This is a genomic window from Bacteroidota bacterium (assembly GCA_020402865.1).
Lineage (GTDB): Bacteria > Bacteroidota > Bacteroidia > Palsa-965 > Palsa-965.
Genome location: JADBYT010000045.1, coordinates 1 through 20,847, shown reverse-complemented (window position 1 = coordinate 20,847; position 20,847 = coordinate 1). Strand labels below are relative to the sequence as shown.

General features: G+C 48.0%; 26 protein-coding genes. 10 read left to right on the top strand and 16 right to left on the bottom strand.

What is annotated here, in order from left to right:
- Window positions 1-7 precede the first annotated feature (7 nt).
- The 8 genes from IM638_20240 to IM638_20205 all read right to left on the bottom strand — a co-directional run bounded on the left by IM638_20240 (window position 8) and on the right by IM638_20205 (window position 5,289).
- On the bottom strand, window positions 8-280 hold the full coding sequence (locus tag IM638_20240; GenBank protein ID MCA6365373.1) for a TIGR03643 family protein: 273 nt from the start codon (window positions 278-280) through the stop codon (window positions 8-10).
- Window positions 277-741 (bottom strand): SRPBCC family protein, encoded by a 465-nt coding sequence (locus IM638_20235; GenBank protein ID MCA6365372.1) that lies wholly within the window; start codon window positions 739-741, stop codon window positions 277-279. Before IM638_20235 ends, IM638_20240 begins: the two co-directional genes overlap by 4 nt.
- A gap of 3 nt (window positions 742-744) precedes the next feature.
- A complete protein-coding gene (locus IM638_20230) occupies window positions 745-2,181 on the bottom strand; it encodes a DASH family cryptochrome (GenBank protein MCA6365371.1) in 1,437 nt (478 codons plus the stop codon).
- 1 nt (window position 2,182) lies between these two features.
- Window positions 2,183-2,323, bottom strand: coding sequence for a DUF2256 domain-containing protein (locus tag IM638_20225; GenBank protein MCA6365370.1), 141 nt, complete (start codon window positions 2,321-2,323; stop codon window positions 2,183-2,185).
- 5 nt (window positions 2,324-2,328) lie between these two features.
- A complete protein-coding gene (locus tag IM638_20220; GenBank protein MCA6365369.1) occupies window positions 2,329-3,030 on the bottom strand; it encodes an SDR family oxidoreductase in 702 nt (233 codons plus the stop codon).
- A complete protein-coding gene (gene folE, locus IM638_20215; protein ID MCA6365368.1) occupies window positions 3,027-3,701 on the bottom strand; it encodes a GTP cyclohydrolase I FolE in 675 nt (224 codons plus the stop codon). Before folE ends, IM638_20220 begins: the two co-directional genes overlap by 4 nt.
- An 82-nt stretch (window positions 3,702-3,783) precedes the next feature.
- The gene (locus IM638_20210) at window positions 3,784-4,290 is read right to left on the bottom strand and encodes a sigma-70 family RNA polymerase sigma factor (protein MCA6365367.1); all 507 of its coding nucleotides are present in this window, start codon (window positions 4,288-4,290) and stop codon (window positions 3,784-3,786) included.
- 120 nt (window positions 4,291-4,410) lie between these two features.
- A complete protein-coding gene (locus tag IM638_20205) occupies window positions 4,411-5,289 on the bottom strand; it encodes a MerR family transcriptional regulator (protein MCA6365366.1) in 879 nt (292 codons plus the stop codon).
- A 286-nt stretch (window positions 5,290-5,575) separates the two neighbouring features.
- Here IM638_20205 and IM638_20200 point away from each other — a divergent pair, with 286 nt between their 5' ends.
- The 9 genes from IM638_20200 to IM638_20160 are packed head-to-tail and all read left to right on the top strand — an operon-like array spanning window position 5,576 to window position 12,525.
- Window positions 5,576-5,830, top strand: coding sequence for a 30S ribosomal protein S20 (locus IM638_20200; GenBank protein MCA6365365.1), 255 nt, complete (start codon window positions 5,576-5,578; stop codon window positions 5,828-5,830).
- A 58-nt stretch (window positions 5,831-5,888) separates the two neighbouring features.
- The gene (gene radC, locus IM638_20195) at window positions 5,889-6,668 is read left to right on the top strand and encodes a DNA repair protein RadC (GenBank protein MCA6365364.1); all 780 of its coding nucleotides are present in this window, start codon (window positions 5,889-5,891) and stop codon (window positions 6,666-6,668) included.
- The gene (gene wecB / locus IM638_20190; protein ID MCA6365363.1) at window positions 6,607-7,767 is read left to right on the top strand and encodes a UDP-N-acetylglucosamine 2-epimerase (non-hydrolyzing); all 1,161 of its coding nucleotides are present in this window, start codon (window positions 6,607-6,609) and stop codon (window positions 7,765-7,767) included. The genes radC and wecB overlap by 62 nt, the downstream gene beginning before the upstream one ends.
- A 1-nt stretch (window position 7,768) precedes the next feature.
- Window positions 7,769-9,115 (top strand): polysaccharide deacetylase family protein, encoded by a 1,347-nt coding sequence (locus IM638_20185; protein ID MCA6365362.1) that lies wholly within the window; start codon window positions 7,769-7,771, stop codon window positions 9,113-9,115.
- A complete protein-coding gene (locus tag IM638_20180; GenBank protein MCA6365361.1) occupies window positions 9,112-10,029 on the top strand; it encodes a GNAT family N-acetyltransferase in 918 nt (305 codons plus the stop codon). The genes IM638_20185 and IM638_20180 overlap by 4 nt, the downstream gene beginning before the upstream one ends.
- A gap of 13 nt (window positions 10,030-10,042) precedes the next feature.
- Window positions 10,043-10,690 carry a uracil phosphoribosyltransferase gene (gene upp / locus IM638_20175; GenBank protein MCA6365360.1) on the top strand — a complete coding sequence of 216 codons (648 nt, stop codon included), beginning with the start codon at window positions 10,043-10,045 and terminating at the stop codon, window positions 10,688-10,690.
- Between the two features lie 23 nt (window positions 10,691-10,713).
- Window positions 10,714-11,220: a hypothetical protein gene (locus IM638_20170; GenBank protein MCA6365359.1), complete on the top strand. Its 507-nt coding sequence runs from the start codon at window positions 10,714-10,716 to the stop codon at window positions 11,218-11,220.
- Window positions 11,221-11,225: 5 nt separating this feature from the next.
- Window positions 11,226-11,927 carry a noncanonical pyrimidine nucleotidase, YjjG family gene (locus IM638_20165; GenBank protein MCA6365358.1) on the top strand — a complete coding sequence of 234 codons (702 nt, stop codon included), beginning with the start codon at window positions 11,226-11,228 and terminating at the stop codon, window positions 11,925-11,927.
- The gene (locus IM638_20160) at window positions 11,920-12,525 is read left to right on the top strand and encodes a hypothetical protein (protein MCA6365357.1); all 606 of its coding nucleotides are present in this window, start codon (window positions 11,920-11,922) and stop codon (window positions 12,523-12,525) included. The genes IM638_20165 and IM638_20160 overlap by 8 nt, the downstream gene beginning before the upstream one ends.
- A gap of 288 nt (window positions 12,526-12,813) precedes the next feature.
- Here the strand turns inward: IM638_20160 and IM638_20155 are convergent, their stop codons facing one another.
- The 7 genes from IM638_20155 to rsfS form a co-directional block, all read right to left on the bottom strand.
- Window positions 12,814-13,101, bottom strand: coding sequence for a hypothetical protein (locus IM638_20155; GenBank protein ID MCA6365356.1), 288 nt, complete (start codon window positions 13,099-13,101; stop codon window positions 12,814-12,816).
- Between the two features lie 118 nt (window positions 13,102-13,219).
- Window positions 13,220-13,873 (bottom strand): phosphatidylserine decarboxylase family protein, encoded by a 654-nt coding sequence (locus tag IM638_20150; GenBank protein ID MCA6365355.1) that lies wholly within the window; start codon window positions 13,871-13,873, stop codon window positions 13,220-13,222.
- Between the two features lie 112 nt (window positions 13,874-13,985).
- A complete protein-coding gene (locus tag IM638_20145; protein MCA6365354.1) occupies window positions 13,986-15,266 on the bottom strand; it encodes a Glu/Leu/Phe/Val dehydrogenase in 1,281 nt (426 codons plus the stop codon).
- A 102-nt stretch (window positions 15,267-15,368) separates the two neighbouring features.
- Entirely contained in the window at window positions 15,369-16,244 is an 876-nt protein-coding gene (locus IM638_20140) for a phosphatidate cytidylyltransferase (GenBank protein ID MCA6365353.1), read from the bottom strand.
- A gap of 23 nt (window positions 16,245-16,267) precedes the next feature.
- Window positions 16,268-16,918: a lactate utilization protein gene (locus tag IM638_20135; protein ID MCA6365352.1), complete on the bottom strand. Its 651-nt coding sequence runs from the start codon at window positions 16,916-16,918 to the stop codon at window positions 16,268-16,270.
- A gap of 91 nt (window positions 16,919-17,009) precedes the next feature.
- Window positions 17,010-19,088: an ATP-dependent zinc metalloprotease FtsH gene (gene ftsH / locus IM638_20130; GenBank protein MCA6365351.1), complete on the bottom strand. Its 2,079-nt coding sequence runs from the start codon at window positions 19,086-19,088 to the stop codon at window positions 17,010-17,012.
- Between the two features lie 86 nt (window positions 19,089-19,174).
- The gene (gene rsfS, locus IM638_20125) at window positions 19,175-19,810 is read right to left on the bottom strand and encodes a ribosome silencing factor (protein MCA6365350.1); all 636 of its coding nucleotides are present in this window, start codon (window positions 19,808-19,810) and stop codon (window positions 19,175-19,177) included.
- Between the two features lie 74 nt (window positions 19,811-19,884).
- Here rsfS and IM638_20120 point away from each other — a divergent pair, with 74 nt between their 5' ends.
- A complete protein-coding gene (locus IM638_20120; GenBank protein ID MCA6365349.1) occupies window positions 19,885-20,658 on the top strand; it encodes a biotin--[acetyl-CoA-carboxylase] ligase in 774 nt (257 codons plus the stop codon).
- Here the strand turns inward: IM638_20120 and IM638_20115 are convergent.
- Window positions 20,655-20,847, bottom strand: a 193-nt coding sequence (locus IM638_20115; protein ID MCA6365348.1) for an antibiotic biosynthesis monooxygenase, incomplete at its 5' end; no start/stop codon positions are given. The genes IM638_20120 and IM638_20115 overlap by 4 nt on opposite strands.

Genomic DNA, 20,847 nt, shown 5'->3' with positions numbered 1-20,847 from the left:
ACAATTTTCAGGTAATGCGATTGGATGAAATATATCGCTGGCGGCTGGAACGGAAACGGGTGCCGGTGCTTTCTTCTGATCTTGCGCGGTGCTTTGTGATGCGTCCGTCGGTTCGTTTGCGCCAGCGGCGAAACGATGCCGGTTTCATTTCACGCCGCATAAGTTCTATTACTTCGCCGGGGGTGAGACCGAACTGAAACTCAATTACATCAAACGGCGTGCGGTCTTCCCATGCCATTTCAACAATGCGGTCAATTTCTTCAGGCAAAGGCAGTTTCATAATTTCCCAAACAACTTTTCGAGTTGATTGAAACGATGATCGAAAATCTGGTTGAGTTTTTTCTTTACGAAAAGCACATGAGCAATATCGCCCAGAAAACCAAGAGGCAGCTGATAATGCACAAGGTCACGCATTTCCACACCACCTTCAATTTCCTTGAAATAATGTTTATGGTGCCAGAGTGCATACGGGCCTTTACGCTGTTCGTCGATAAAGAAATGAGGTTCTTCCACATGCTTAATCTCAGTCATCCAAAACATGCGAATACCCAGCAGCGGACTTACCTTATATGTAATGATTTGTCCCGAATGTGTTTTTTCGCTGCCATTGCCCGAAGTAATAATGAAATTCATTTCGGGAGGTGTAATTTTCTGGAGGTTTTCGGGTGATGAGAAGAACGTCCATGCCTGTTGAAGTGTAACAGGCAGGCGTTGAGTGCGGTCAATTACATAGCAGGCCATCGTTCAGGAGGTAGTTGATTTAGTGCGGTTCATGTAGGCGGGCGTAATTACGGGTGCCGGATAATCTTTCCCGACTTGCAGTCCGAAATTGAGCAGATAAGCTTCTGAATATTCGTGCAGGTGATGCACAATGTGGTGGGGCACCTGCTGTAGTTCAGGGCACCAGCGTTTGCAGAATTCGGCATTTTGATCGTATCGCTCGCTTTGAGCGGGAATGTTGAAGTAGCGGTTCGCACGCGGATCATTACCCACGCCTGCAATGTATGCCCAATTGCCCCAGTTGCTGGCTGCGTCATAGTCAATCAGTTGCGATTCGAACCACGCTGCGCCGGCCCGCCAGTCGAGCCCGAGATCATGCACAAAGAAACTTGCCGCATTTTGCCGGCCACGGTTAGAAAGAAAACCAGTAAGGCGCAGTTCGCGCATGCAGGCGTCCACAAACGGAAATCCGGTCCGGCCTTCGCACCAGGCATCAAACAACTGCTTGTTGAAATGATCGGAGGCCTGTTGTTTCCCGTTGCCATGCAATGCGAAGAGCTGCGCACCTGAGCGGAGTGCATTGAAACGGAAGAAGTCGCGCCAAAGCAATTCGAAAATAATCCAGTAGGTTGATTTGTTGCTGACGCGCTTTATCTCGTATCGTTTTGTTTCGAGGTGGATGAGGCGTGGCGATATACATCCCGTTGCAAGCCACGGAGAAAATTTTGAGGAGTAGTCGGGACCAGTTAATCCGTTTCGTGTTTCCTCGTAATGCCTCAGGTGATCGCCTTCCCAGAGGTAATTGTGCAGTCGTTTGAGCGCCTCATCTTCTCCGCCTTTAAATGCCATTGCCTGTCTTTCATCTGCTTCGGTATGTGCCGAAAGTTCCTCTGGCCAATCGCCGGCGGGGATATTGGCGGGTGTTTGAATGGAAAGCGGGGCGGGCAGTGGCGGGGGAAACACAATGTTTTTTTCAACCAGTGTGCGGAAGCGTGTAAACACCTGCGGCAAATGCGAAATAGTAAACGGTAGATCTTCTTTTGGAGTAAGCGTGGCGCCCCACCAGGTATCGCAGATAATCTGATTGCGAATCAGGTTTTGCTGAAGTGTATGTTCGATTTGTTTTTCATCAAACGCGGCTTCTTCATGATACACAATGCGTGTGGCGCCAAACTGCAGCGCAAGGGCGGGAAGAATTTCTTCGGGTTTGCCCCGTCTGATGATCAGCTCGCTGCCAATGCTTCGTAGTTTTTCACGCAGTGCAAGTACCGATTCGCGCAAGAATTTCATGCGCAGTTTTCCTGTTCTTGCAATTTCGTATCGACCCGTTCCGAATTGACGGTCGTCGATCACATACACCGGAATTACCAATCCGGCTTTTGAGGCCGCAAAACTCAGCGGTGCATGATCGTGAACACGAAGGTCGTTTCTGTACCAGACAATCAATGTTTCCTGCGCCATACTACTTCACTTTTTGCTTCAACGAGCTGCAGCGTCTGCTGCAGTATTTTACATGCTCCCAGTTTTTTTTCCATTTCTTTCGCCAGCTGAACGGACGATTGCATGTGATACATATTTTCTGAGGGAGGTCGGATTTTTCCAGTTGTTTCACAACAGTTTTACTGATGACATACCACCGTCGGGGCGGATGATTTGGCCGGTCATCCATGCAGCATCCGGGCTGAGCAGAAATCTGATACATGCGGCTATATCACTTGCCGAACCGATTCGCTGCAACGGATGCCGTTTGGCGGCTGCTTCGCGTTTTTCGGGCGATGCAAGCAGTCTGGCCGCGAGTGGTGTGTCGGTGAGTGAAGGCGCTACCACATTTACGCGTATGGCCGGCGCCCATTCAGCCGCCAGCGAGCGGGCAAGTCCTTCTACAGCGCCTTTGGTGGCCGCAACGGAAGCATGAAATGGCATACCGGTTTGCACAGCCACCGTACTCATCAGAACGGCCGAAGCATTTTCGGATGTTTTGAGTGCCGGATACACAGCCTGCAGAAAGCGCACGGCACCCATAAAATTCAGTTGTATTTCCTGCTCCCATTCGGCTGCAGTGAAGCGGTGAAATGGTTTGAGTATAATACTGCCCGGCAGATACACTGCCCCATCTATCCGATCAGGCAATTGTACAGACTCGGAAGCCTGATTGCTCCAATCAATTTGTGTGTGTATTACACCAGGCAATTCATGTTGTTCACTTCTTGAAAGCGAAACAACCTCATTTCCTTCAGCCAGCAGCATTTTGCAAAGCTCAAGCCCGATTCCGGATGTGGCGCCTGCAATGGCAACGATGCGTTTACTCATTTTGAGCTGATGTAGGTAAGCAGTTCGTTTCGTGTTTGCTCGGAACGGAATTTCCCGTGATAGCTCGAGGTGATGGTGGAACTGTTAATGTCTTCAACTCCTCGCGCGGCCACACATAAATGACGTGCATCAATAATCACTGCCACATCATCTGTTTCCAGCAGTTTACGCAGTTCATTTGCAATTTGAACCGTAAGCCTTTCCTGCACCTGAGGGCGCTGGGCAAAGTACTTTACAATGCGGTTGAGTTTAGATAGGCCGACTACTTTATTTTTAGGAATATAGGCCACATGCGCTTTGCCAATAATGGGTACAAAATGATGCTCACAATATGAAAACAACGTAATGTCCTTTTCCACCAGCATTTCGCCGTAAGCATATTTATTGGCAAATAGCTTAACTGCAGGTTTGTTTTCGGGATTAAGTCCTGAAAAAATTTCGTTCACATACATCTTAGCCACCCGGCGCGGCGTACCCGCAAGACTGTCGTCTGAAAGGTCGAGCCCGAGTACATGCATTATTTCCCTGAAATGTTTCTCGATAAGTTCAATCTTATCCGAATTATTCATCAGAAATGCATCTGGGCGCAGGGGAGTTTCTGTATTTTCTGAATAGTGAAGGTCGCCAGCTTCCTCTATTGACAGATCAAGATTGTTTTTTTGCAAGAGCATAAAGTTCGTCTGTAAATTCAAAAGGCTAAACAAGTCAACGAATGTGCTTGTTTAGCCTTTTGAAAGAAACATTAAACTTTAATCAGTTCCGGTAATCCTTGAGTTTATCCATGAGTTTGCGGCGAGCAAGGAATATCCGGCTTTTCACAGTACCTATCGGTAAGTCCATTTCGTCGGCAATTTCCTTGTATTTGAAACCGTTGTAGAAGCGCAAAAAAGGAATTCGGTATTCATCTTCCAGTTGATCGATGCTGGCCATGATTTCCTTTTCACTCAGCACGGTTTCGGCCGTATTCTGCTGGTTGTTTTTTACCAGCTGAACAGATGCCGTTTCTTTTGTTTTCTGAAGAATTTCGCGTGCTTTAACTGTGCGGCGGTATGAATTAATGAAGGTATTCTTCATTATCATATAAAGCCATGCCTTGAGGTTTGTGGCTTCTGCAAACTTGTCCTGATAAACAAGTGCTTTGAGCATGGTATCTTGCAGAAGATCCTGAGCTTCCTCGGCATCTGAAGTGAGGCTTAATGCAAAGTTCCGCAATGCGGGACGATGCTTTACCAGTTGTTCATTGAATTCGATTGAAGTCATTTTTCCACTTTTTGTTCAACAAACATAGGCAATCGCTAAACAAAAACAAACATCTTGTGGAAGTTTAACACTGAATTATTAAACAGTGTTGATTGTCAGCGGATTAAGTTTTTAAGAGAGTTAATCGATGAATTTGTGCAAATCTTCCGGATTATTGAAGATAAACACATTCGACGGAGTTTGTATTTTCCGTTTAAGTACCTGAAAGCCAGATACAAGAACCGGAGTTTCGGGGAATGTAACAGAAATCCTGTAGAGATAATCGTTGAGATTTATTTCCTTCATGTCATGTGTAAAGATGGTAAGGAAATAATCGGGTCGTCGCAGATCGAATGAGCGTTCCAGATCTTCGAACGGTACAGACTGTCCGAGGTAAATGAGTTTGTGTCCGCGAGCCTTGATTTTAAAGGCATAATAGAGCAGGCTCATTTCGTGTAATTCATTGCTGGGCAGGAAAAGCACGAAAGTCTTATGATCGCGTCGGCTTTCGGGAATAAGTCCGTCAATAGCCACGATCAGTTTCTGGCGGAAGAGATTGGAAATAAAATGTTCCTGAACGGGATTAATCGAGCCGGTTTGCCACATTACACCTATTTTCCGGAAAAAGGGGAAAATAATTGTTTCAACGGTTTTTTCGAATCCGAATCGGAGAATACAGCCGGAAATGATCTTTTCGAAGCGGGATTCATCAAATTCGATCATTGCGATTACCAGCGAGGTAACCTGTTCATTCTCATCTATTTGATTTTCAGTAAATCGCCTTACCTGCTCATTTATCTGCTCGTCAGTGAGTTGCGCAATACGCGATATTTTGATACCGTGATTATTGAGCACAGAGATATTAAGAATTTTGCGCAGATCCTCGGCGAGATACCACCTGATGTTGGTTGCAGTACGTTCAGGTGATAAAATACCATAGCGCTGTTCCCAAATGCGCAGTGTGTGTGCCTTAATGCCCGAAAGGCGTTCGAGATCTTTAATCGTATATTTAGACGGCATCTACTTCCCTCCTTACTTTGCTGCTCGTGTTAGATGTTGGTTTTCAGTATTTTACTGAGTATTTTGAATTGAACAGTTACTCAATTGAGGTGTTTTTCAGTGCTGAAATATCGTCAAAAGAAGTAAAAATCAAAGAGAGAACAGATTAAAAGTGAACTTGTTCTTAACCAGGTGCATTTAATTGAAGGAGTTTAACGGAGAGAATTTTCGAAAAAATACGTGTTGAGGTATTGGCTATTGGAAAAAAGGCTATATTTGCACCTCAAAATAAACAAGTAATTATTCAATGGCTAATCATAAGTCTTCCATCAAGCGTATTCGTTCTAATGATGCAAAGCGTCTTTTGAACCGTTATCAGGCAAAATCAACCCGCACGGCTCTGAAGAAACTGCGTGGCGAGAAAGACAAAAAGGCTGCGGAGGCATTTTTGCCCAAGCTGGCTTCTATGCTTGATAAGCTTGCCAAGAAAAATGTGATTCACAAGAACAAGGCTTCAAACCTCAAGTCAAAGGCTGCTGCACATGTAGCCAGCATTGGTTAATAAAAATACTTGACGAACCTGCCGGGTGATGGATATCTTTGTCTGTCACCCTTTTTTTATGGAAGGCAGGAGTGTGGAGAAGGAATGTATCAAGCAATGGGCGGTTCAGGACCGGCCCCGTGAAAAATTCGCTGTTAAAGGAGCTGGCTATATTACTGATGCTGAATTACTCGCCATCATTATAGCTGCAGGCTATGAAAAGCAGTCGGCCCTTGAGCTGGCTCAAACAATCTTACGTTCTGTAGGGAATTCACTTTCTGGTTTATCCCGGCTTGGTTTGCAAGAGCTTCTATCGTTCAGGGGTATTGGTTATGCCAAGGCAATTGCCATACTTGCCTCAATAGAGCTTGGGCGCCGCCGCCAGAGTGATCTATACAAAAGGAAAAGAAGCAAAATCTGGAGCAGCTTTGATGCCTACATGATCCTGAAGCCGCTGCTTGCTGAGCTTTCACACGAAGAATTCTGGTTATTGTATCTAAACCGGCGAAGTGAAGTGTTTCAGTATGAGCAACTCAGCAAAGGCGGCTTATCTTCTACAATAGTAGATCCCAAAATTTTGTTTCGCGGGGTTTTGCAGGCCGGAGCTAGCGGTCTGATACTTGTTCACAATCATCCATCAGGTAATACCCTGCCCAGTCCCGAAGACAAAACCCTCACCCGTCAGCTTATGGAGGGGGGCCGTATTCTCGAAATTGATATTATTGATCATATTATCATAGGGAACACATCTTATTATAGTTTTGCAGATGAAGGGCACATAGCTCCTCGCAATAAAAATGATTCAACTGGTTACCATTATCGGGGCAAGGCCTCAGATCATCAAAGCAGCGGCACTTAGCCGGGCCATTAAACAGGCGTTCAGTACTGAAATAAATGAAGTATTGGTGCATACCGGTCAGCATTATGATGAGAACATGTCGGAGGTCTTTTTTTCCGAACTGGGCATCCCGCAACCGGATTACCGGCTGAATGTGGGGTCGGGCAGTCACGGCAAGCAAACTGCAGCGATGATCTCGAGTATTGAGGAGGTCTTGCTTGAGCGGAAACCCGACGCATTGGTGGTATATGGTGATACGAACTCCACCTTAGCAGGAGCCGTGGCGGCTTCGAAGCTGCATATTCCGGTGGTGCATATTGAAGCCGGTTTGCGCTCGTTCAACAAAAAAATGCCAGAAGAGGTTAACCGCATTTTATGCGATCATGTTTCTTCGTTTCTTTTCACCCCTACGCAAACGGGCTATCAGAATCTGATAAATGAAGGCCTTACCCGGCACATGGATGCTATTCTGGCCGGGAAGCAGCATGTAAGTGCCGATGCGCCCGCTGTATTTCATTGTGGCGATGTGATGTACGATAACAGCCTTTATTTTGCATCGCTGGCCGAAAGCAAGAGCAGGCTGCTGGAAGAAATCAATGTAAAGCCGGGCGGGTTTATTCTGGCTACGGTTCACCGCGATAGTAATACAGATGTGCCCGAGCGGCTTACGGCATTGTTTGACGCATTTTTTGAACTGATTTTAAAAACGGGGATGAAAATTGTGCTGCCGCTTCATCCGCGAACAAGAAAAAATATTGCCGCGCTTGCCGCTCTGGAGGCGCGTATTGCCGCCGAACCACGGCTTATTCTGCTGCCTCCTGTTTCTTTTCTGGAGATGATCCTGCTGGAAAAAAACTGCCGGCTTGTGCTCACTGACTCCGGCGGTGTGCAGAAAGAAGCTTATTTCTTTGAAAAAGCCTGCGTGATTTTACGTCCCGAAACAGAGTGGGTAGAACTCACACAAACCGGATCAGCTAAACTAGCGGATGCCAATACGGAGTTGATTGTGAACTCGGCGCTGACGTTTTTGCAAGGCAATTATTCATTTCCACCCGTTTTCGGGGATGGGAAAGCAGCCGCATTCATTTGTAGTGAATTGATTAAGTACCTTGCCCGATAATATGCAAAGTTTACTCATCTACACGCACGAGATTACGAGCCGTAATCAGTATGCCTTCAGGTTATTTCTTACTGACCTGCTCGGTGTATCTTTCAGGCTTACGTCGGTGCGTGATGAGTTTATGGCTTACGCTGGCCCTAAGTTCAGCTATGCGCCGCATCCGCTTAGCGATGAGTTGTTTTTCCAGTCGCGGCAACTGCTTTTCGAGAGCGGAATTACCGAACAGAATATCTCGGTTTTTGAATGGGATACGCATAAAGTGTTTTATGCTACCGGCAAGCAGTCGGCACTGCCGTTTGATTTATTTGCGGCAGGTTTTTATCTGGTTTCGCGCTACGAAGAATATTTGCCGCATATCCGCGATCATCTCGACCGGTTTGATGCACATCAGAGTCTGGCCTGGCAGCACGGTTTTTTATCGCAGCCGGTGGTTGACCAGTGGGCGCAGTTGCTTTCGGGCATACTTGCCGCAAGGTTTCCGGAATTAAAACAAAGAAGCCGGGTGTATTCATTTACCCCCACCATTGATATAGATAATGCCTGGGCCTACCGCGAAAAAGGTATTATGCGCACGTGCGGAGGCATTGCACGTGATGTTTTGAAACTTGATTTTGCCGGGCTCAAAAAAAGGCTACGTGTACTGTTGAACCTTGAGCAGGATCCGTATGATACGTATGCGTTTCAGCTGGAAATTCAGCGCAAAAGAGGTTTCCGTCCTATATATTTTTTTCTGGTTGGCGATTATGGCATGAATGATAAAAACGTACCCGTTCAAAATCGTCGTTTTCGTCAATTGGTGAGGCATCTGGCCGATTACTCCGATGTAGGTGTGCACCCTTCATTTGGTTCGAATGCAGAGCCTGAACGCCTGAAAGTGGAGATTGGCCGCCTGCGTTCCATACTGCACGCTGAAATTGTGCGTAGTCGTCAGCATTTTCTGATGCTTAAGTTTCCGGATACTTACCGCAATTTGCTTGAGCGTGATGTAACGGATGATTATTCGATGGGCTTTGCCAACGAAATTGGTTTCCGAGCAGGTATTTCTTCACCGTTTAATTTTTACGATCTGGATTTTGAGTCGGAAACCACGCTGCGTATCCATCCTTTTGCAGTAATGGATGCCACACTCAATTTATACATGAAGCTCACCCCCGATGAAGCTATTGTAAGGGTAAATGCTCTGGCCGATTCGGTGAAAGCTGTTCACGGTGAGTTTATGATATTATGGCATAATGAAACACTGAGTAATGAGTGGCAGTGGAAAGGCTGGCGTCGGGTTTATGAAGTAGTAACGGAATATGCGCTTGATGAAAAGCAACAGGCACGAATAAAAAAACTGGTTTCATGATCCGTCATTTACAGCACCATGAAATAGATCGTGATCGCTGGGATGCCTGTATCCGACAGGCGTTTAACGGAATCATCTACGCGTATTCATGGTATCTGGATGTGGTGTGCGCACGCTGGGAGGCTTTGGTGCAGGGCGATTATGAGAGTGTAATGCCACTCACGGCCGGCCGGAAAATGGGTATTTCCTATCTCTATCCGCCATTTTTCGTACAGCAGTTGGGTGTGTTTTCAGTAAAAAAACTTACCGCCGATGATGTGGCGCGTTTTCTGGATGCGGTGCCGCCGGTTTACAGATACAGAGAAATTAATCTCAATACATTCAATAAGGCTTCATCTGTACGCGGCTATGAACTGCACCCGCATCTTACGCATGAGCTTGATCTGATAAAGTCGGCAGAACAGTTGCAGGCCGGTTATTCAGAAAACACCCTGCGTAATGTAAAGAAGGCCTTAAGGCATAATCCGGTATTTACGTCATCGCCATCGCGCGAGGCTGTTATTTCCTTGTTCAGAAGTGGCAGAGGGAAAGAGGTAAGTGCTTTGCGTGAGGCACAGTATGATATTTTGCGACAACTGTTACAGGCACTCGATGCACGCGGACGCCTGCATAGCCGGGGCGTGGTGGATGACCGGGGCGAATTGCTGGCGGGTGCATTTTTTGCTGATGCCAACGGGAAGGTTATTTTTTTGTTTTCCGGCCAGAGCGAAAAGGGCCGGGAAACACGTGCCATGTTTGCACTCATCGACCGGTTTATTGCCGAAAATGCGCATAAAAATCTGGTACTTGATTTCGAAGGGTCTGATGATCCGCAACTGGCAAGGTTTTACAGAGGTTTCGGGGCGAAAGAATGTGTATATTTACAGGCCCGCAGCAACAGGCTTCCCTGGTTGCTCAGGCTAATCAAAAAATAATTTCAAACCGGTTATGGTAATCGACTTCAGCAAGCAGCAATCTGTGATTAGTGTGTATATGGCCGAAATGCGCGATGTGACACTTCAAAAAGATCCGATGCGTTTTCGCCGTAATTTAGAACGTATCGGTACGCATATTGGCTTTGAGATCAGCCGCAAACTGGAGTACGAACGTCGCGATATTACCACTCCGCTTGGCATTGCGCAGGCCGATGTGTTGAAAGAACAACCGGTTATAGCCACCATTCTCCGTGCAGGTTTGCCATTGCATAACGGGTTGCTGCAGGTGTTTGATTTTGCCGAAAACGGCTTCATTTCGGCATACCGCAAACATCATAAAGACGGATCCTTTGAAGTTTTTGTGGATTATATGGCCTGTCCGCTGCTTGATGATAAAGTACTTATTCTCTGTGATCCGATGCTGGCCACCGGTACCTCAATGGTAATGACCTATCAGGCATTGCTGCGTCGCGGTCGGCCCAAACATGTGCATATTGTTTCTGCCATATCCAGTGTAGCCGGTGTAGAATATACCAAACGCAACATGCCTGAAAACGTAACTATCTGGACAGGCGCTATTGACGAGGAATTAACAGCACAGTCATATATCGTTCCTGGTTTGGGTGATGCGGGCGATCTGGCTTACGGAGCAAAAGTTTAAAGCATAAAGAGCACAGTGCGTATATGAGTATCGTAGAAATTGAACAGATAGGCGCGCTGCTGATTGCCGGAGCAACAAAGTTTTTATTTGCCCCCGCGCTTTCTGAATATTTTGGGTACAATTTTGCACAGTCGTTTTTCTATACAACTTCTGGCGGTATCATTGGTATTCTCGCCTTTACTTTTGTGGGCGATTGGCTTACGGCTGTCTGGCGAAAGCTCGTAATATGGGTAAAGGCACTTATTCTGCGCCGTAATTATAAGGCATGGTTGCGTTTAAAACCAAAGCGTTTCACCCGCTCCACCCGTTTCATTGTCAGAATAAGAGGGAAATTCGGAATGATCGGGCTGGCCATTATCACACCCTGCATTATTTCCATACCTATAGGCACATTTGTGATAAACAGGTTTTACAGCAAGAAGTGGAAAATAATACTCGTACTGCTAAGTTCGCTTTTGTTGTGGTCACTCATTCTGAATTACCTGGCACAAGCCCTGCATCTCTCACAGTATCTTAATTTTTCGAAATAACACACTTGCCCTATCAGCATCTTTTTTTCGACCTCGACCGCACGCTCTGGGATATGGAGCGCAATGCTACTGAAACACTTTGTGACCTTTTCTATCAGTTTGAGCTGGATAAAAAAGGTGTAAGCAGCACGGATAAATTTATAGAACATTACAATCACTACAATGATTTGTTGTGGGACCGATACCGCCGAAAAATTATAGATAAAGCCACACTTCGTGCATTGCGGTTTCGTCAAACATTAGCACATTTTAGTATTCACGATAAACAGCTCGCCCATCAATTCGATGAAGCCTATCTTGCGCAGGCGCCTCTCAAAAACAACCTGATTCCGGGCGCTCTGGCATTATTGGAAAGTTTAAAAGATATATATCAAATACATATAATTACTAATGGATTTCACGAGGTGCAACATCATAAGATTAACAGTAGCGGGCTTTCTCCCTACCTGAAAACTATTATTACATCAGAAGATTGTGGATATACTAAACCGGATTATCGTATATTTACCCACGCACTAAAATTGACGGGAGGGGAAACCGGCAATTCGCTGATGATTGGTGATGATTTGCATGTGGACATTGTAGGGGCACGTGAAGCCGGATGGCATCAGGTGTACTTTAATCCGGATGCAAATCCACACAGTGAACGAGTGACGTACGAAATCAACGCATTGAAAGAACTAAAACTAATACTCAATCATGACTGAAAACAAAGCCCGCGACATTATCCGCGACGAATCGATTCTTTGGATCAAGCTTGACAATGGAACCATTACAGCCCGCAGTTTATTCCCTGACGGTCCTGAGCTGGGTAACTTCCGTGGTACTGCCGCCAGCGGCAACAGCCCGAAAGTATATGCCATTGTTACCACAGAAGGTATTTGCCTGATTGGTAAAACACGCTTACCGCTGTCGCTGCGCTTTTGGTTTGGTCTGGATAAAAAGAAAAGCGGAAGGCTTCGTGCCAATGCAAAACCCCGCAAACCCGATGAACGCTGGAAAACCATGCGTGAGGCGGTAATGTGTGTATGGGAACTCGACGAAACCATTGCCAACGATGATTCTGTGCTTGAGCGTATTGAGGCTGAAATGGTTTACCGCATCCGTCAGTACTCCGGCAAATGGCCGCTTTTCCAGCAGGAAATCCGTCTGAGCAATGTGGAAATGCCGCGCGTAGAACAAAACCTCGTGCGTCTTGCCCTGCGCAGCATCAACAATGTAGAAAAGCAACTGCGCAAGAAATCATCGCCCTGGGCCGACAAACCCAAAGCCCGTGGCCGCGCTGCTGCAAAGAAATCGAAGTAATCCGATTGATTTCATCAATACAAAAACGGCTGCGAATTTCGCGGCCGTTTTCATTTTCATTACCTGTTAGGGAATTTTCTTTTTAATGATTTCGCGTCTTTATTGCCATCTCTTCGTTGTTTTTTCGCCGATCCCGACGATACTGCCGGGACGGGTATCGACCAAAAAATGCCTTGATCTGGCAAAAAATCCTGCAAAATCAACGCAAAACAAAATTCCCTAACAGCCTCTTAAACAAAAAAGCCCGGACTGATAAACAGTGCCGGGCTTTTGAATTATCTGTAAAGCTTATTGAGGCTTAGCAGCGGGAGCCGGTGCCGGAGCGGGAGCCGGCTGGGCAGCCTGCTTGTCTTTGCAGCATCCGCCAGAAGCATTAGCATCTTTAGAGCAGGCTTTGCCGCTTGAAGCAGCAGCGCCCTGCGAACTGCAGCACTCTGCTTTTTTACCTTTTTTCTTTTTCTTTTTGTCGTCGCCTTTTACGATCTCCACTTTAGAGCCGGTAAAAGTAGCTACAGTAGCTGCTGACGCGGTGCCTACCAGGCCGGTAAGCGCGAGAACGATGAATAACTTTTTCATTGGTGTATCTGATTTTAATGAATGACTTTTTTAATCTGTGCAATAAAAGTACCAAAATTCCGGGACTTATCCGAACACCTCCCCAAATTGTGATTTTTTAATAATTACGTTAATTTGCCTAAAATGAAGCAATTACTGTTTCGCCGCCGCGCACAACCTGATCGAGTGCTACATCCACTTTCGTTCCTACAGGCAGGAAAATATCAACCCGCGAACCAAACTTGATGAAGCCAAACTCGCTGCCCTGCATGGCTTTGTGTCCCTCGCGCGAATAGTGTACGATGCGTCGAGCAAGCGCACCTGCGATCTGGCGGAAAAGTACTTCGTGGCCGGCCTCGTTTTGTACTACAATGGTAGTGCGCTCATTATCGGTAGATGATTTCGGATGCCAGGCTACCAGATAAAGACCAGCATGATACTTCACATATTTCACCGCGCCGCTCACCGGGTAACGGTTTACATGCACATTAAAAGGCGACATGAAAATTGAAATCTGCAGGCGCTTGCCTTTGAAGTATTCAGGTTCTTCCACTTCTTCAATTACCACCACTTTCCCGTCGGCAGGTGCAATTACATGGGCCGGATTAACGGGTGTAATGCGTTTGGGATTACGGAAAAACTGAAGTACGATGTAAAGCAAACCGAGGCTGAGTACAAGCGTAATCCAGTTGGCAATACCAAAGCCGGGATCAATCATATACATACCACCATTTATTACAGCCAGAAAAACCAGCGTCATGGTTATGGTAAAAGTTCCTTCGCGGTGAAGCATAGTATATTTAGTTTAGGCCGCAAAGATAGACAATGCGGTGGTTTGAAGCAGGTGTAAATGCAAACACCTGCTCCGGAAGTCGGAACAGGTGTTTGCTTTATTGTATAGCGGCTTAGTAATTGCCTTTGTAGCGGATGGCTTTGTCCACTTTCTTGAGGGCGGTAATGTAAGCACCAATGCGCATGCTGGTTTTGTACTGCTGTGCATTGAACCATACATTTTCGAAAGCCTGGCTCATCGAAGCGTCGTGTTTGGTGTTTACTTCTTCTTCGCTCCAGTAGTGGCCGTATTTGTTCTGCACCCACTCGAAGTAAGAAACGGTCACACCGCCGCCATTGGCCAGAACATCGGGCACTACGATAATGCCTTTGTTGTTGAGTATTTCATCGGCTTCGGCTTCGGTGGGTCCGTTGGCGCCTTCCACGATGAGTTTGGCTTTAATATCGCCCGCGTTGGCTCCGGTAATTACACCCTGAATGGCAGCGGGAACGAGCAGATCTACATCAAGTGTGAGGAGTTGTGCATTGGTAATGAGTTCGGCACCGGTAAAGCCTTTGAGTGTGTTGCCATTGGCGGCAGCAAACTTGAGGGCGCTTTCAATGTCGATGCCTTTTTCGTTGTAATAAGCACCGGTATGGTCGGAAATGCCGAGAATTTTAATGTTTTTGCCGGCCAGCAGTCGTGCTGCATGTGAACCTACGTTGCCAAAGCCCTGCACAGCGGCAGTAGCTGCTTTGTGGTTGATGCCCATTTTCTTCATGGCAGCAAGCGAAGCTACCATAACACCACGGCCTGTAGCTGCTTCACGGCCTTTTGAACCGCCCAGTGTGAGGGGCTTTCCGGTAACCACGCCCGGCGAATCTTCGCCCTGAATGCGGTTAAACTCGTCGAGCAGCCACGCCATTTCGCGTTTGCCGGTGCCCATATCGGGGGCGGGAATATCTTTATTTACGCCGAATACGTCGGCCATGGCGCGGGTGTAGGCGCGGGTGAGGCGCTCAAGTTCACCAACCGACATGGTGCGGGGATCGCATTTGATACCGCCTTTGCCGCCGCCGTAGGGCAGGTTGGCAATGGCGCACTTGAATGTCATCCATGCGGCCAGCGCACGCACTTCATCCGCATTCACGTCCATCGCATAACGGATACCGCCTTTCGACGGGCCAAGATGGGTAGAGTGTACCGTGCGGTAACCTTCAAACACTTTAATGCTGCCGTCGTCCATTTTAATGGGCAAGCTCACAGCTACTTCCTTTTTGGGGTGACGAAGTACTTCGGCTACTTCCGGTGCAAGACCGAAAATCTCAGCCGCTTTGTCGAGGCGGGCCAGCACTGCGTCAAACATACTGTGTTGTTCTGCGGCGGCCGGAGCCTTCTTGGTAGATGATGCCATAAGGTTCTTAATTGGTTCTTACAAGAACGTGTTGAGGGTGCGAAATTAGGAATTTTTGCCGGTTATACGGGGGAAGTTATGCTTAGGTTAATCTGACTTCAATCAGTAGCGCAGCAGCAGGTAGCTGGTTACAAACGGCGAGGCCAGCAAAACCGCATCAAACCGGTCTAAAATGCCGCCGTGGCCGGGTAAAATATTTCCAGAGTCTTTAATGCCAATGCTTCGCTTAAACATGGATTCGGCAAGGTCGCCGAGGGTGCCGGTGGCGGCTACAATGCCGGCCATCACCATCCAGTCGGAAACAGGAAGCGTGCGCAGGAAATACCACACAATCCACGCGGCCGCAATGGTGAAAATCATGCCGCCGATAAAACCTTCCCAGGTTTTCTTGGGCGAAATGCGTTCAAATAATTTGTGTTTGCCAAATAAACGGCCGCATACGTATGCAAGGCTGTCGCTCGTCCAGAGGATGATGAAAAAGCCGAGGAGAATTTTGCCGCTGTACTTTGTCATTCCGGTTGCAACCAGAGATGTCATCCCGGTTTTTTCATCTATATCGCAAAAACCTTCCTGCCAGTGAGGCGCCATAATCAATCCCCACAATGCAAACGGCAAAGACACATAAATCCAGCCCATAAAGGTGTAAGCGAGATTGGTAAATGGCTTATCGCTTTTGGTGTAGAGTTCAAAGAAGAAGGGTAAAAAGAGAAACGGAATAAGACCGAGCAGTACAGAATTAAGTCCGAGGTATTGCTTGAAAAAGAATGCAGCAAAAATCATAGCGCCTACGGCGGTGCCGTAAATGCGCCACGGCGCAGCCGGTACGTGTGCCGAAAGGCGGTAAAATTCCCAAAGCCCGAGCACGGTAATGAGCAGAAACAGCCCGAAGAACGACCATTCGTTCCACATAATTCCGCCCACCAGTACAACCACAAACACGGTTCCGGTAATGAGTCGCTGAATAAGGTTTTTATCCATGAATGAAAGAGGGGAGGAGTGCGTTACACCGCCGGCACGTCGTCGATGAGAAAGACGAAAATTTCTTTGGGGCCGTGAGCGCCCTGCACTAATGTTTTTTCAATGTCGGCGGTGCGGCTGGGGCCGGTGATTGTGGTAATCATCGACGGTTGTGCGTCGCCGTAGCGGGCTTTGATGCCTTTGAGCGCATCTTTTACATGCGCTACAAGCTGCGAGGTACGGGCAATTACGAGGTGATTATCGGCAAAGAAAGCACCGCGTCGTCCGCTTGTTTGCCGCGAACTGATGACCACGCTGCCGGTGCGGGCCACCAGAAATTCGCAGCCGGTAATGGCTATGCCGTTGGGCACCGGTTCCTGCGCATTGCTGCGGAAACTGAGCCCGGCTTTTTGCAACAGACTGCCAATTTCAGTTTCCGGGCACCAGAGCGTATCGCCCTGATGATCGGCCAGCAGCACGGCGATGCTGTCGCAGAAATCGTCTTCATTTTCGCAAAACACAAACTGCCCGCCGATGTCGGAAAACTGTTGTGCGAAAATGAGTTCGAGCGTTTCTTCCTGCGTGTTAAAAATGCTGCTGTCGAAATCAATATCCGTAGCTTCCAGGCGCGATTTGTTGATGAGCGCGGCCCGGACTTTCTTCAGAATTTTTTCCCTTGATGTACTTTCTTCCATACAGCAGGTGCAGAGGTTGCGGGTAAAGGTAGTAAAGTTATAGCAAAGGCGCAGCCTGTTGTGACTGCGCCTTTGAGGTAATTGATTTCAATTAATTAAGCAGATCGGTGGTGGCCGGAGCTTCGGGTTCGGCCGGTGTTTCGGCCGGTTTTTGCTCGTTGTGTTCCTCTATCGGCTTCACGCTTTCAAGCTCAGGTTTGTCGAACGGACGTTTGCCGAAAATGCTTTCAAGGTCTTCTTTAAAGATCACTTCTTTTTCGAGCAGCTGGCGGGCAAGACGTTCGAGTTTGTCTTTGTTTTCGCGCAGCACATTTTTGGTGCGTTCGTAAGCCTGATCAATCATCTTCTTCACTTCCTCGTCGATGATTTCGGCGGTGCGTTCGCTGTACGGTTTGCCGAAAGTGTATTCACTTCCCTGCGGATCGTAGTAGCTGATGTTGCCGATGCGGTCGTTAAGTCCGTAATACGTTACCATGGCGTAGGCCTGTTTGGTAATACGCTCAAGATCACTCAGTGCGCCGGTTGATACTTTGCCGAACATTACTTCCTCGGCTGCGCGTCCGCCAAGCGTGGCACAGATTTCGTCCATAAACTGCTCGGTGGTGGTAATCTGGCGTTCTTCGGGCAGGTACCACGCCGCGCCAAGCGAGCGACCACGGGGCACAATGGTTACTTTCACCAGCGGGGCGGCGTGTTCGAGCATCCAGCTCACAGTGGCATGACCGGCTTCGTGGAAGGCAATTACTTCTTTTTCCTGTTTGGAGATGATTTTGTTTTTCTTCTCCAAACCACCAATTACGCGATCTACTGCATCAAGGAAATCCTGACGGCCAACTACCTTTTTGTTGTGACGGGCAGCAATAAGCGCAGCTTCGTTACAAATGTTGGCAATGTCGGCACCGGAGAAACCGGGTGTCTGGCGGGCAAGGAAATCGAGATCAACCGTATCGTCGAGTTTAAGCGGTTTGGTGTGTACCTGAAACACCGCTTTACGCTCGTTCATATCGGGAAGATCCACAAAGATCTGGCGGTCGAAACGGCCCGGACGCAGCAGTGCGCGGTCGAGAATGTCGGCACGGTTGGTGGCGGCGAGAATAATTACACCGCTGTTTGTGCCAAAGCCGTCCATTTCGGTGAGCAGCTGGTTGAGCGTGTTTTCGCGTTCGTCGTTGCTGCCTTGTGAAATGCTGCGGCCACGTGCACGGCCAATGGCATCAATTTCGTCGATAAAGATGATGCAGGGGGCTTTTTCTTTGGCCTGACGGAACAGATCGCGCACACGCGAAGCGCCTACACCCACAAACATCTCTACAAAATCAGAACCCGAAAGCGAGAAGAAAGGCACTTTGGCTTCGCCGGCCACCGCTTTTGCAAGCAGTGTTTTACCGGTTCCCGGAGGGCCAACAAGCAGCGCACCTTTCGGAATTTTCGCACCGAGGTCGGTGTACTTTTTCGGGTTTTTGAGGAAGTCCACAATCTCTTTAATCTCCACTTTGGCTTCTTCCAAACCGGCCACATCGTTAAAGGTCACGTTCACTGTGGTGTCTTTGTCAAACAGCGTAGCGCGCGACTTTCCGATGTTGAAGATCTGGCTTCCGGCACCACCGCCCATGCGGCGCATGAGGAATACCCAAAGCAGGATCATCAATACGATGGGAAGCAGCCAGCCGATGCTGTCGAGGAAAGAGGTTTCCTGTGTGTTTTTAATCGGGATGTAATCGGCCTGTGTGTAACCGTTCTGGTTCTGGATTTCGATAAGCTGTTTGTTGAACTCCTCATTCCATGAGTTGTTCAGTCGGAGCTGCGGGTGTTTCGGATCGGCATGTACACGGCGTTTGGTGCGTGATTCAATTCCGGTAAGAATTGTTTTCACCGGTGCGGCGCTCAATTTCTCCGGTGCGAGCATAATTTCGATACGCTTGCCGGCATTGTCGATTACATACATTTCCTTCACCGCACGTTGTTTCACCAGCTCGGTAAATTCTTTGGTGTTTATTTCGGGTAATTCGGTAAACATACCCGGGAGGAAAAACGCAATTAATCCCAGCACCAGAATAATGTACACCCAGAAAAAACCCGAAGGCGAACGCGGCATTCCCGGCTTGCGGGAGAAACGGTCGCGCAAACGGTTACGGTCATTTTCGTTATCGCTGTTCGGTTGATTATTCATGTCACTCATAATTTCCTTTTAAATGTAATATCAGAGTCGGTTACGGAACAGATATTATTGTGTGTAATTAACAATCGTTAACGCGATTAGTTGAGTCGTTCGCCTTTTGGCGAGTAGCGAATTTCGCCTGCGTCGGCCCAGAGGCGTTCGAGGTTGTAGAAACTGCGGGTTTCGCGTTCAAATACATGTACTACCACGTCGATGTAATCGATCAGTACCCAGAGGGCGTTTTCCCAGCCTTCGGAGCGGTAGGGACGCTGCCCGGTTTCTTTTTTTACGATAAATTCCACCGATTCGGCAATGGCTTCCACCTGTGTGTCGGAATTACCTTCGCAGATGATAAAGAAAGAGCACACGGCGTTTTCGATGTTGCGCAGATCAAGGCACACAATGTTTTCGCCTTTTTTCTCAAGGATGCCATTCACCACAGAATCGGCAAGCGTGAGCGAGGGATCATTGACGGCGATTTTTTTTGCTTTGGGAGCGGCTGCTTTTTTTACGGCAGCAGTTTTAGCGGGAGCCGGTTTTACCGCGGTTGATTTGGCAGCCGTTTTACGGGCTGTGGTTTTTGCAGGAGCAGATTTTACTGCTTTGGCAGCTTTCTTCACGGTTTTGGTGGCCGTTGTTTTAGCGGGAGATGATCCCGTTTTAGCCGTTTTCTTCGGGGCGGCTGCTTTTTTTGCGCTGGATTTACCAGTCGTGGCGGGCTTCTTTGTGGCCATTCTTTTTAGTGGGCATTTTATGCGAATGCCGGCAATTCGGTTATGTTTGTAAAAACGAGCAAAGTTAGCGAAAAATGCCCGATCAGCCGCCGGAAACACTATTCACCGGAAGACATCATATCAGATTGGAGGAAGTGGCCTCTACCAATACGTTTGCGCTCGACCTCGTGCGTAGTACACCGGTTGCCGAAGGCACGCTGATCAGTGCACAGCATCAAACTGCCGGGCGCGGGCAGCGCGGCAGCGAATGGCACACAGCTCCGGGCGAAAATCTCACCGTAAGCATCGTGCTTCGTCCGGTGTTTCTGGCCCCCCCGGCCCAGTTCGATCTTACCCGTGCCGTGGCGCTGGCGGTGGCCGATACGGCTGAGCAGGCCTGCGCAGATACAGAGGTTAAAATTTCAGTAAAATGGCCAAACGACATATACATCAACCAGCGCAAAGTGGCCGGCATCCTCGTCGAAAACATTCTCGGCAGCAACCGCTTTGTGGCCGCCGTAGTAGGCATCGGTCTTAATGTAAACCAGCTTCAGTTTGGCGAACTGGCTGCTAAAGCCACCTCGCTGCGCCTCGTCACCGGAAAAACAGCCGACACCGAAAAACTGCTGGCCCGCCTCTGCGAATTTCTTGAGAAATATTACCTCATGCTCCGCGCCGGTAAAGCCGATGAATTGCGGCAGCTTTATGAAAACAAACTTTACCTGCGCGGTGTGGAAGCCCGCTTCAGTAAAAACGACACCACTTTCAACGCTACGGTGCTTGGCACTAATGCCGAGGGCTTGCTGCGCTTAAGCATCAATGGTAGCGAGCAGCTGTTTTCTTTTAAGGAAGTGAAGTTTGAGAATTAACTGCCGCTGTCAAACACGCCGTTCAACGTCCATGCCTGCGGTTTGGCTGCAAACAGCACTTTGGTTTTGGCCCAGGTGGTGCTGAATAACTCGCTGCTGCGATAATTTTGTAAATCGTCTTCCGAATTCCAGCGGCTTATGGTGTAGCACACATTGGGCATATCGGCCTGCCGGTGCATTTCGAGGCGG

What these genes read in the sequence shown, in the direction of transcription:
- IM638_20240 (MCA6365373.1), bottom strand. Translation starts at nt 280, where the DNA reads ATGAAACTGCCTTTGCCTGAAGAAATTGACCGCATTGTTGAAATGGCA.
- IM638_20235 (MCA6365372.1), bottom strand. Translation starts at nt 741, where the DNA reads ATGGCCTGCTATGTAATTGACCGCACTCAACGCCTGCCTGTTACACTT.
- IM638_20230 (MCA6365371.1), bottom strand. Translation starts at nt 2,181, where the DNA reads ATGGCGCAGGAAACATTGATTGTCTGGTACAGAAACGACCTTCGTGTT.
- IM638_20220 (MCA6365369.1), bottom strand. Translation starts at nt 3,030, where the DNA reads ATGAGTAAACGCATCGTTGCCATTGCAGGCGCCACATCCGGAATCGGG.
- folE (MCA6365368.1), bottom strand. Translation starts at nt 3,701, where the DNA reads ATGCTCTTGCAAAAAAACAATCTTGATCTGTCAATAGAGGAAGCTGGC.
- IM638_20210 (MCA6365367.1), bottom strand. Translation starts at nt 4,290, where the DNA reads ATGACTTCAATCGAATTCAATGAACAACTGGTAAAGCATCGTCCCGCA.
- IM638_20205 (MCA6365366.1), bottom strand. Translation starts at nt 5,289, where the DNA reads ATGCCGTCTAAATATACGATTAAAGATCTCGAACGCCTTTCGGGCATT.
- IM638_20200 (MCA6365365.1), top strand. Translation starts at nt 5,576, where the DNA reads ATGGCTAATCATAAGTCTTCCATCAAGCGTATTCGTTCTAATGATGCA.
- radC (MCA6365364.1), top strand. Translation starts at nt 5,889, where the DNA reads ATGGAAGGCAGGAGTGTGGAGAAGGAATGTATCAAGCAATGGGCGGTT.
- wecB (MCA6365363.1), top strand. Translation starts at nt 6,607, where the DNA reads ATGATTCAACTGGTTACCATTATCGGGGCAAGGCCTCAGATCATCAAA.
- IM638_20185 (MCA6365362.1), top strand. Translation starts at nt 7,769, where the DNA reads ATGCAAAGTTTACTCATCTACACGCACGAGATTACGAGCCGTAATCAG.
- IM638_20180 (MCA6365361.1), top strand. Translation starts at nt 9,112, where the DNA reads ATGATCCGTCATTTACAGCACCATGAAATAGATCGTGATCGCTGGGAT.
- upp (MCA6365360.1), top strand. Translation starts at nt 10,043, where the DNA reads ATGGTAATCGACTTCAGCAAGCAGCAATCTGTGATTAGTGTGTATATG.
- IM638_20170 (MCA6365359.1), top strand. Translation starts at nt 10,714, where the DNA reads ATGAGTATCGTAGAAATTGAACAGATAGGCGCGCTGCTGATTGCCGGA.
- IM638_20160 (MCA6365357.1), top strand. Translation starts at nt 11,920, where the DNA reads ATGACTGAAAACAAAGCCCGCGACATTATCCGCGACGAATCGATTCTT.
- IM638_20155 (MCA6365356.1), bottom strand. Translation starts at nt 13,101, where the DNA reads ATGAAAAAGTTATTCATCGTTCTCGCGCTTACCGGCCTGGTAGGCACC.
- IM638_20150 (MCA6365355.1), bottom strand. Translation starts at nt 13,873, where the DNA reads ATGCTTCACCGCGAAGGAACTTTTACCATAACCATGACGCTGGTTTTT.
- IM638_20145 (MCA6365354.1), bottom strand. Translation starts at nt 15,266, where the DNA reads ATGGCATCATCTACCAAGAAGGCTCCGGCCGCCGCAGAACAACACAGT.
- IM638_20140 (MCA6365353.1), bottom strand. Translation starts at nt 16,244, where the DNA reads ATGGATAAAAACCTTATTCAGCGACTCATTACCGGAACCGTGTTTGTG.
- IM638_20135 (MCA6365352.1), bottom strand. Translation starts at nt 16,918, where the DNA reads ATGGAAGAAAGTACATCAAGGGAAAAAATTCTGAAGAAAGTCCGGGCC.
- ftsH (MCA6365351.1), bottom strand. Translation starts at nt 19,088, where the DNA reads ATGAATAATCAACCGAACAGCGATAACGAAAATGACCGTAACCGTTTG.
- rsfS (MCA6365350.1), bottom strand. Translation starts at nt 19,810, where the DNA reads ATGGCCACAAAGAAGCCCGCCACGACTGGTAAATCCAGCGCAAAAAAA.
- IM638_20120 (MCA6365349.1), top strand. Translation starts at nt 19,885, where the DNA reads ATGCCCGATCAGCCGCCGGAAACACTATTCACCGGAAGACATCATATC.